Source organism: Pseudomonas oligotrophica (assembly GCF_021726475.1).
GTDB classification, from domain to species: Bacteria; Pseudomonadota; Gammaproteobacteria; order Pseudomonadales; family Pseudomonadaceae; genus Stutzerimonas; species Stutzerimonas oligotrophica.
Window position 1 is genome coordinate 239,895 of the sequence record NZ_JAKJRU010000007.1, and the last position, 9,367, is coordinate 249,261.

At 66.4% G+C, this 9,367-nt stretch carries 9 protein-coding genes; 3 read left to right on the plus strand and 6 right to left on the minus strand.

Features of this window, described 5'->3' with window-relative positions:
• Positions 1-101 precede the first annotated feature (101 nt).
• The 4 genes from L3N39_RS16170 to L3N39_RS16185 form a co-directional block, all read right to left on the minus strand.
• Complete coding sequence (locus tag L3N39_RS16170; protein WP_237258486.1) at positions 102-875, minus strand: HpcH/HpaI aldolase family protein; 774 nt, start codon at positions 873-875, stop codon at positions 102-104.
• A gap of 379 nt (positions 876-1,254) precedes the next feature.
• Positions 1,255-2,436 (minus strand): acetyl-CoA C-acetyltransferase, encoded by a 1,182-nt coding sequence (locus L3N39_RS16175; protein WP_237258487.1) that lies wholly within the window; start codon positions 2,434-2,436, stop codon positions 1,255-1,257.
• A 47-nt stretch (positions 2,437-2,483) separates the two neighbouring features.
• Positions 2,484-3,143, minus strand: a complete 660-nt coding sequence (locus L3N39_RS16180; RefSeq protein WP_237258488.1) for a CoA transferase subunit B — start codon at positions 3,141-3,143, stop codon at positions 2,484-2,486.
• A 29-nt stretch (positions 3,144-3,172) separates the two neighbouring features.
• Positions 3,173-3,871 (minus strand): CoA transferase subunit A, encoded by a 699-nt coding sequence (locus L3N39_RS16185; RefSeq protein WP_237258489.1) that lies wholly within the window; start codon positions 3,869-3,871, stop codon positions 3,173-3,175.
• Positions 3,872-3,992: 121 nt separating this feature from the next.
• Between L3N39_RS16185 and L3N39_RS16190 the strand changes: the two genes are divergently transcribed.
• Together L3N39_RS16190 and hppD are read left to right on the plus strand one after the other, a co-directional pair.
• Entirely contained in the window at positions 3,993-4,889 is an 897-nt protein-coding gene (locus tag L3N39_RS16190; protein ID WP_237258490.1) for a LysR family transcriptional regulator, read from the plus strand.
• Between the two features lie 304 nt (positions 4,890-5,193).
• Positions 5,194-6,273, plus strand: coding sequence for a 4-hydroxyphenylpyruvate dioxygenase (gene hppD / locus L3N39_RS16195; protein ID WP_237258491.1), 1,080 nt, complete (start codon positions 5,194-5,196; stop codon positions 6,271-6,273).
• Between the two features lie 115 nt (positions 6,274-6,388).
• Here the strand turns inward: hppD and fahA are convergent, their stop codons facing one another.
• Both fahA and L3N39_RS16205 read right to left on the minus strand, forming a co-directional pair.
• On the minus strand, positions 6,389-7,696 hold the full coding sequence (fahA, locus tag L3N39_RS16200) for a fumarylacetoacetase (protein WP_237258492.1): 1,308 nt from the start codon (positions 7,694-7,696) through the stop codon (positions 6,389-6,391).
• Positions 7,697-7,740: 44 nt separating this feature from the next.
• The gene (locus tag L3N39_RS16205; RefSeq protein ID WP_237258493.1) at positions 7,741-8,289 is read right to left on the minus strand and encodes a VOC family protein; all 549 of its coding nucleotides are present in this window, start codon (positions 8,287-8,289) and stop codon (positions 7,741-7,743) included.
• A gap of 140 nt (positions 8,290-8,429) precedes the next feature.
• Between L3N39_RS16205 and L3N39_RS16210 the strand changes: the two genes are divergently transcribed.
• Complete coding sequence (locus L3N39_RS16210) at positions 8,430-9,221, plus strand: IclR family transcriptional regulator (RefSeq protein WP_237258494.1); 792 nt, start codon at positions 8,430-8,432, stop codon at positions 9,219-9,221.
• The last annotated feature ends 146 nt before the right edge of the window (positions 9,222-9,367 follow it).

Genomic DNA, 9,367 nt, shown 5'->3' on the forward strand with positions numbered 1-9,367 from the left:
GTTTCTCCTGGGCAATGGCGGGCCGACGGCAAGGCGCAGGCGCTTGCCGGAACGGAGGTGGCGGTGGTGGAGCGAAATTGGGTGGGGCGGAGGGGAACCCTTTAGCCTCCGGCGGCGCTGAAATCGCGTCGGCGCGCCTTCAGCGCGGCGAGCAGCAGGCCGCGGTCCTCGCCGGCGAGAAAGGCACGTACGCCGCGCGCTTGCCAGTGGCTGAGCTGTTCGGACGTGCGCGGATTGGCACAGAACGGCACCCCGGCGTCGGTGCAGGCGGCGGCGACCTGCTGCAGCCCATCCCAGACCTGTGGGTGCAGGGGATCGGGGCCAACCCCCAGGTCCAGCGCCAGGTCGAGGGCGCCTTCGAGGACCATGGCGATGCCGGGCAGGGCGAGGATCCCGGGCAGGGCGGAGATCCCGGCGGCGCTCTCGATCATCGGCACCAGGCGCGGCTCGGCATTGGCCAGGCCGATATAGTCGGCAAGACCGAGCGCGCCGAAGCCGGTGCAGCGCCCGCCGCTGATGCCGCGCTGACCGAGGGGCGGGAAGCGTACTGCAGCCAAGGCCCTCTCGACCTCTGCGGCGCTTTCCACCCGCGGCAGCACGATCGCCTCGACACCGGCGTCCAGCGCCCGGCCGATCAGCTTGGGGTCGACTTCCGGCACGCGCAGCCAGGCCGCGATGCCGGCGGCCTCGCAGGCGCGCAGGCAATGCATCAGCTCGTCGCCGGAGCGCAGCAGGTGCTCCAGGTCGAGGATCACGAAGTCGTAGCCGGCGGCGGCGATCATCTCGCACAGCAGCGGCGAGGGAACCGAGTTGAGCAGGCCATGGACTTCCTGGCCGGCGTGCAGGCGCGCAAGGACGGATGAAGGGCGGAGCATGCAAGAGCCTTTAGAATTATTAGCTAATGAGAATTATTATCGATAAATTCCCTGACTGTAAAGCATGTCAATTTGCCCTTGCTGGCTGCCATGCAGCGTATCGGTCGCCGGTGTGACGCGCAGCACGGCGCGCGGGGGGCATGGCGTATCTGGAGCAGGAGGAAGGCGGGGGCGCCGAGCGGCGGTTGGCTGGCAGGAGCCGTGTCGCTCGGCGACGGCGCGGCGTTGCCTGGCCGAAGACGCTACGGCAACGGGCCCGGCAATTGCCCTGGATCGTGATCTGGGCAATTGCCGGGATTCGATGAGTTCGCGGCGGGGAGGTCCTGCGGAGGGGTGTGTCGGCACTGAGGGGCGCAATTGGCGCCCCTCAATGTCCTGTTCAGGCGCGCTCGATGGCCAGCGCCACGCCCTGGCCGCCACCGATGCAGAGCGTGGCAAGACCCTTCCTGGCATCGCGGCGCTGCATCTCGTGCAGCAGCGTGACGAGGATGCGACAACCCGAGGCACCGATGGGATGGCCCAGGGCAATGGCGCCGCCGTTGACGTTGACCTTCTCGCTGTCCCAACCCAGTTCCTGGCCGACCGACAGCGCCTGCACGGCGAAGGCTTCGTTGGCTTCGATCAGGTCCAGCTCGGCCAGCGTCCAGCCGGCCTTTTCCAGGCAGCGGCGGGTGGCGGTGACCGGGGCGATGCCCATGATCGCCGGGTCGACGCCAGCATTGGCGTAGCCGGCGATCTTCGCCAGCACCGGCAGGCCCAGGGCCTCGGCCTTGTTGGCGCTCATCAGCAGCACCGCGGCGGCGCCGTCGTTGAGGGTCGAGGCGTTGCCGGCGGTGACGCTGCCGTCCTTCTTGAAGGCTGCACGCAGGCCGCCGAGGGATTCGGCGGTGGTGCCGGCGCGCGGCTGCTCGTCGCGGGCGAAGGCGAGCGGGTCGCCCTTGCGCTGCGGGATCAGCACCGGGGTGATCTCGGCGTCGAAGCGGCCGGCCTCGATGGCGGCGCTGGCGCGCTGCTGCGACTGGGCGGCGAAGGCGTCCTGCCGGGCGCGGTCGATGCCGTACTGGTCAGCCAGGTTCTCCGCGGTAATGCCCATGTGGTAGTCGTTGAAGGCATCCCACAGGCCGTCGCTGATCATGCTGTCGACGATCTGCGCGTGACCCATGCGCAGGCCGGTGCGTGCGCCGGGCAGGACGTAGGGCGCCAGGCTCATGTTCTCCATGCCGCCGGCGATGACCACCTCGGCATCGCCGCAGCGGATCGCCTGCACGGCCAGGTGCACGGCCTTGAGGCCCGAGCCGCAGACCTTGTTCAGCGTCATGGCCGGCACCGCGTGGGGCAGGCCGGCCTTGATCGCGGCCTGGCGCGCAGGGTTCTGCCCGGCACCGGCGGTGAGCACCTGGCCGAGGATGACCTCGTCGACCCGGGCCGGGTCGAGGCCGGTCTTTGCCAGCAGGGCGCGGATCACGGTGGCGCCCAGTTCGACTGCCGGCACATTGGCCAGCGAGCCCTGGAAACTGCCGATGGCGGTGCGGGTTGCCGCTACAATGACGACGTCTTGCATGGGTTGTCTCCTTGTGAAAGCTGACAAGCGAACATTGAAAGGGCGGCTCAGGCGAACTGCATCTCCGGCACCTCGTCGGGCACCACCAGTTCGCCGGCCGTCATCGCGCGGATCTGCTCGACGCTGACTCCCGGCGCGCGCTCCCTGAGCACGAAGGCGCCGTTCTCGATCTCCAGGTAGGCGAGGTCGGTCAGCACGCGCCTGATGCAGCCGGCACCGGTCAGCGGCAGGCTGCAGCGCGGCAGCAGCTTGGATTCGCCGTCCTTGGAGGCGTGGGTCATCACCACGATGATGTTCTCGGCGCCGGCCACCAGGTCCATGGCGCCGCCCATGCCCTTGACCAGCTTGCCGGGGATCATCCAGGAGGCGATGTTGCCCTGCACGTCCACCTCGAAGGCGCCCAGCACGGTGAGGTCGACATGCCCGCCGCGGATCATCGCGAACGACTCGGCCGAGCTGAAGATCGAGGCGCCGGGCAGCGCGGTGACGGTCTGCTTGCCGGCGTTGATCATGTCGGCATCCAGCTCGGCCTCGGTAGGGAAAGGGCCCATGCCGAGCAGACCGTTTTCGGACTGCAGCATCACCTCGATGCCCTCGGGCACGTAGTTGGCGACCAGCGTCGGGATGCCGATGCCGAGGTTCACGTAGAAGCCGTCCTGCAGTTCGCGGGCGATGCGCTGGGCCATCTGTTCACGGGTAAGTGCCATGCTCTGTTCCTCTTGTTCTGGGCCGGCGATCAGGCGCGGACGGTGCGCTTTTCGATGCGCTTCTCGAAGCTGCTGCAGATGATGCGGTCGACGTAGATGCCCGGCGTGTGGATCTGGCTGGGCTCGAGCTCGCCTGGCTCGACGATCTCCTCCACCTCGACGACCGTGATCCGGCCGGCCGCGGCGGCCAGCGGATTGAAGTTCTGCGCGGTGTGGCGGTAGACGACATTGCCATAGCGGTCGGCCTTCCAGCCCTTGACGATGGCGAAGTCGCCGGTGATGGCGCGCTCGAGGATGTAGCGGCGGCCGTCGAACTCGCGCACTTCCTTGCCTTCGGCCACCGGCGTGCCGTAGCCGGTGGCGGTGAAGAAGGCGGGGATGCCGGCACCGCCGGCACGCAGCTTCTCGGCCAGGGTGCCCTGCGGGGTCAGTTCGACCTCCAGCTCGCCTTCCAGCAGCTGCTTCTCGAACAGCGCGTTCTCGCCGACGTAGGAGGCGATCATCTTGCGGATCTGCCGGTCTTCGAGCAGCACGCCTAGGCCGAAGCCGTCGACGCCGCAGTTGTTCGAGACCACCGTCAGCTCGCGGTTGCCGCGGCGTTTGATCTCGGCGATCAGGTTTTCCGGGATGCCGCACAGGCCGAAACCGCCGGCCAGCACCGTCATGCCATCCTGCAGGCCTTCGAGGGCCTGCTCCATGCAACTCACACGTTTGTCGAAACCTGGCATTGCCGTTCTCCTTCTTGTTTTTCAGGACGGCTCCAGTGTCGAACCCGGCGACTGTTTTTTTAAGTTGAATTTTCAAAAGGATTGATTGATAAAACTCTTCAATCCAGCTGGATACCCTGCCATGACCGTCAAGCAACTGCGCGCCTTCCTCGTCGTCGCCCAGACCCTGAGCTTCGCCCAGGCCGGAGAGCGCTTGTGCCTGTCGCAATCGGCGCTCAGCCTGACCATCAAGGCCCTGGAGGACAGCCTGGGCGGCCGGCTCTTCTCGCGGACCACGCGCAGCGTCTGCCTGACGCCGGAAGGCGAAGCCCTGGTGCCGCTGGCGCGACGCCTGCTCGCCGACTGGGACGACGCCGAGGACGAGCTGCGCCAGCGCTTCTCGCTGCGCCGGGGACGGGTTGCCATGGCGGCCATGCCGTCGTTCGCCGGCAACCTGCTACCGCCGGTGCTCAAGCGGTTCCGCCAGCAGTACCCGGCGATCGGCGTGACCGTCCATGACGTCATCAACGAGGAGGTCATGGAACTGGTGCGAAGCGGGGCGGTGGAACTGGGCATCGCCTTCGAGCCCGAGCCAACCAGCCCGCTGCTGTTCCAGGCGCTCTACGTCGACCGCTTCGTCGCGGTCGTCCCGGCCGATTCGCCGCTCGCCGGGCAGTCGGCCCTGAGCTGGGCCGAACTGCTGACCGAATCCTTCATCACGCTGCAGCGGCCGTCCAGCGTGCGGGTGATGCTCGAGGAGCACCTGCGCCAGCAGGGTCGTGCGCTGCCGGTGGCGTTCGAGAGCCACCAGCTGGCTACGGTCGGCCGCATGGTCGCCAACGGCCTGGGCGTCAGCGCCGTCCCCGCGTTGTGCCGCGAGCAGATGCACGAACTGGGCGCATGCTGCGTGGCGCTGGGCGAGCCGGTGATCGAGCGCCCGGTCGGCCTGCTGACTCGGCCGGGATACGAGCTGTCGGTCGCCGCCCGCGCCATCGCCGATGTACTGGCGCAGGCGCCGATCTACCCAGCCTCGACTTGAACAACGCTTGACAGTCTGGTCCGGGTTGCGCAGATTTCTCTAATCGTAATCAAATTACGCAAAATCGACACGACGACGTCGTACGGGCCCGAGTGGAGTGACCGCAACCATGGAAATCTGTACGTGCTTCCGCTCATCCAGCTCCCGCCGGGTGCGCATGGTGAGCGGCCGATGAAGACATGCGGCTTTCGCCTGACGCTGGGCGATCATCTGGGGCGCAGTGTCCGCGGGGTGCCCTGTGCGCCGCCGGGCGAGGTAGCAGGCGCAACCTCCTACCTTATAAATAGAAATACAGGAGCCAGTCATGGCCGATCTTTTTGAAAACCCCATGGGCCTCATGGGGTTCGAGTTCATCGAATTCGCCTCGCCCACCCCGAACGTCATCGAGCCGGTGCTGGAGAGCATGGGCTTCAGCCACGTCGCCAACCATCGGTCGAAGGACGTGGCGCTGTATCGCCAGGGCGAGATCAATGCCATCGTCAACCGCGAGCCGAAGAGCCACGCCGCCTACTTCGCCGCCGAGCACGGGCCGTCGGTGTGCGGCATGGGCTTTCGCGTGCGCGACTCGCACCAGGCCTACGCCCGCGCGCTGGAGCTGGGTGCCCAGGCGGTGGACATGCCCACCGGGCCAATGGAGCTGCGCCTGCCGGCGATCAAGGGCATCGGCGGCGCGCCGCTGTACCTGATCGACCGTTTCGGCGAAGGCAGCTCGATCTATGACATCGACTTCGTCTTCCTCGAGGGTGTCGACCGCCATCCCCTGGGTGCGGGCCTGAAGCTCATCGACCACCTGACCCACAACGTCTACCGCGGGCGCATGGGCTACTGGGCGGACTTCTACGAGAAGCTGTTCAACTTCCGCGAGATCCGCTACTTCGACATCAAGGGCGAGTACACCGGCCTGACATCCAAGGCCATGACCGCGCCGGACGGCATGATCCGCATCCCGCTGAACGAGGAGTCGAGCAAGGGCGCCGGGCAGATCGAGGAATTCCTCATGCAGTTCAATGGCGAGGGCATCCAGCATGTGGCCTTTCTCACTGACGACCTGATCCGCACCTGGGACGCGCTCAAGGCGCGGGGCACGCCGTTCATGACCGCGCCGCCGGACACTTACTACCAGATGCTCGAAGGGCGCCTGCCGAACCATGGCGAGCCGACCGATGAGCTGCAGTCGCGTGGCATCCTGCTTGACGGGACCTCCGAGAACGGCGAGCGCCGGCTGCTGTTGCAGATCTTCTCGGCGACCCTGCTCGGCCCGGTGTTCTTCGAGTTCATCCAGCGCAAGGGCGACAGCGGCTTCGGCGAAGGCAACTTCAAGGCGCTGTTCGAATCCATCGAGCGTGACCAGATCCAGCGCGGGGTGCTGAGCACCGCGCAGTGAGCGATGGCCCGGCAGCCACTTGCGGCTGTCGGCGCCGGGATAAGGGGAACGCAACAACGAAACGGCCCGCCGGTAAAGGCGGGCCGTTTGTTCTTCCAGGTGCCGATTGTCGCGTTCAGGCCAGTGCCGGCAACACCACGCCGCGGCATTCGCCGAAGCCGATCGAGGGGCCGCCCTCGCGCTGGCAGCGGGCGCGCAGGATCACCTCGTCGCCATCCTCGAGGAAGGTCCGCGTCTCGCCGCTGGCCAGGGTCAGCGGGTGCTTGCCGCCCTCGGTCAGCTCCAGCAGGCTGCCGCAGGCATCGGGCGTCGGCCCGGACAGCGTGCCGGAGCCGAACAGGTCGCCGGGGCGCAGGTTGCAGCCGTTGGCGCTGTGGTGAGCGACCATCTGCGCCACCGTCCAGTACATGTTCAGCGTGCTGCTCAGTGCAATGCGCTGGGGCGCCAACCTTTGCTCGCGCATGGCCTGGCTGCTGAGCAGCACCTCCAACTGGATATCCAGCGCGCCCTGCCGCTGGTCACGCGCGTCGCGCAGGTAGGGCAGCGGCTGGGGGTCGCCCTGCGGACGTGCCGGCTGGGCGCAGCGAAACGGCGCCAGCGCTTCAGGGGTGACTACCCAGGGAGAAACGCTGCTGGCGAAGCTCTTGGACAGGAACGGGCCGAGCGGCTGGTATTCCCAGGCCTGCACGTCGCGTGCGGACCAGTCGTTGAACAGGCAGAACCCGGCGACATGGGCATCGGCCTCGGCGATGTCGATGGGCGTGCCCAGCTCGTTGCCGGGGCCGATCCAGATACCGATCTCGAGCTCGTAGTCCAGGCGCCGGGCAGGGACGAACTCCGGTTCGCTGGCGCCCGGCTTCAATGTCTGCCCGTACGGGCGCCGCACCGCGCTTCCGGAAACGCAGAGGCTCGAGGCGCGGCCGTGGTAGCCGATCGGCACGTACTTGTAGTTGGGCAACAGCGGGTTGTCGGGGCGGAACAGCTTGCCGACATTGGTGGCGTGATGGATGCCGACGTAGAAATCGGTGTAGTCGCCGACGCGTGCCGGCATGTGCAGGGTGCAGTGGGCCATCGGCGCGAGCAGGGCTTCGCCCAAGTCGCGCAAGCGCTGCTGCGCTGGGTTGTTCTTGGCGAGCAGGCTTTGCAACGCCTCGCGCAGCGCGCGGCGCGGGCCAGCGCCGAGGGCGAACAGCGGGTTGAGGCTATCGCCCTGTGCCGCTTCGGCCGCGCGGGCCGCATCGCCCTGCAGTAGCCCGGCTTGCAGGGCCGTACCCAGGTCGAGGATGCAGTCGCCGATGGCGACGCCGCCGCGCGGACTCTGCTGTGCACGGCTGAAGACGCCCAATGGCAGATTGTGCAGCGAGAAGTCGGCGTGGCCGTTGGCCGATTCCACCCAGCTTTCAAGTGTGTTGGCGATATTCATAAGGTTTCCGTTTGTTGACCAGAGCGTGCCTGGCGCTGCTGGCGTCAGAAGAACATGTCCTTGTAGCGGCCATCGTGCATCCAGGCTGCATGCTGCGGCGCCTTCTTGGTACGCGCCCATTCTTCCAGCATGTCCCATTTCACCTGGTCCAGCGCCTCGAGCATCTTCGGCGAGCCGGTCTCGGCAGCGAGCTCCAGGCGGTGGCCGTTGGGGTCGAAGAAGTAGATGGACTGGAACAGCGCATGGTCGGTCGGCCCGATTACTTCGATCCCGGCGGCCTCCAGCCGCTGCTTGGTGGACAACAGCAAATCCATCGATTCGACCTGTAGCGCCAGGTGCTGGGTCCATACCGGCGTGTTCTCGTCGCGGCCCATGGGCGGGCGGGTCGGCAACTCGAAGAAGGCCAGCACATTGCCCATGCCGGCATCCAGGAAGATGTGCATGTAGGGGTCGGCCTCGCCGGTGGAGGGCACTGCATCCTCGGCGATCGACAGGATCAACCGCATCTGCAGGTGTTCTTCATACCAGCGCGCCGTTTCCAGCGCATCGCGGCAGCGGTAGGCCACATGGTGGATTTTTTTCACGATTGCCATTGCAGAGCCTCGTTCGGGTAGGTGCCGTGTCGCACGGTCGTATTTGTTTCTTATATCGTAATTCATTTACGCAAAACGTAACGTGCAGCCCGGCAAGCGTCAAGGGTAAGATCCGCCATCCATTCCTGACGGACATCGCCATGGCCACTGAATCCGAGAACAACCCGGCACCGAGACGACAGAAGGTGCAGGCGGCCGAGATCGGTACGGACATCCTTAGGGGCCTGGCCGAGCTGGCCCCGTCCACCTCGCTGAGTCGGCTGGCTGAACATCTGGAGATGCCGGCAAGCAAGGTGCATCGCTATCTGCAGGCGCTGATGGCCAGCGGCTTCGCCGAGCAGGACCCGCGCACCAATCATTACGGGTTGGGTCAGGCGGCCCTGTTCGTCGGCCTGGCTGCGATCGGCCGGCTGGATGTGGTGAAGCTGGCTGGCCCGGTGCTGACGGAACTGCGGGATCGCTTGAATCAGACGTGCTTCCTGGCGATCTGGGGCAACCATGGGCCTGTGGTGGTCTCTGTCGAGCAGGCCGTGGGGGCGGTGACGCTGGTTACCCAGGTCGGTTCGGTCTTGCCGCTGCTGGGTTCATCCACCGGGCAGGTGTTCGCAGCGTATCTGCCGCGAGCGCAAACGGCGGCGTTGTCCGAGCAAGAGTCAGGGCGACCGGGCGCGCCGGATAGCGAGCATCTGCAACGGGTGCAGTCGCAGATCCGTGCAAACGGCATCCATGCGGTACAAGGATTGCTGATGCCGGGTGTCAATGCGGTCTCGGTTCCGCTGTTCGGGGCCGGCGAGCAACTGACGGGGGTGATCACTATGGTGGGTTCGGCTGCGGTGTTCGACGCCGACCCGCGGGGCTCTGCTGCACGCAGCCTGCAAGCGGCCGGACAGACGATCACGGAACGGATGTGTGGCGTGCCGCCGGTGAGTTGAAGCGACAAGGGCGGCCTGACGTTTCTTTTACCGAGCTTTATATAAAAACCGGTTGACGCCCTCCGAAATCCGCCTATAATGCGCACCACTTTCGCAGCGCACTTCGATGGAAAAGCCTGATAAATCAACAGGTTAGGAAGTCGAAA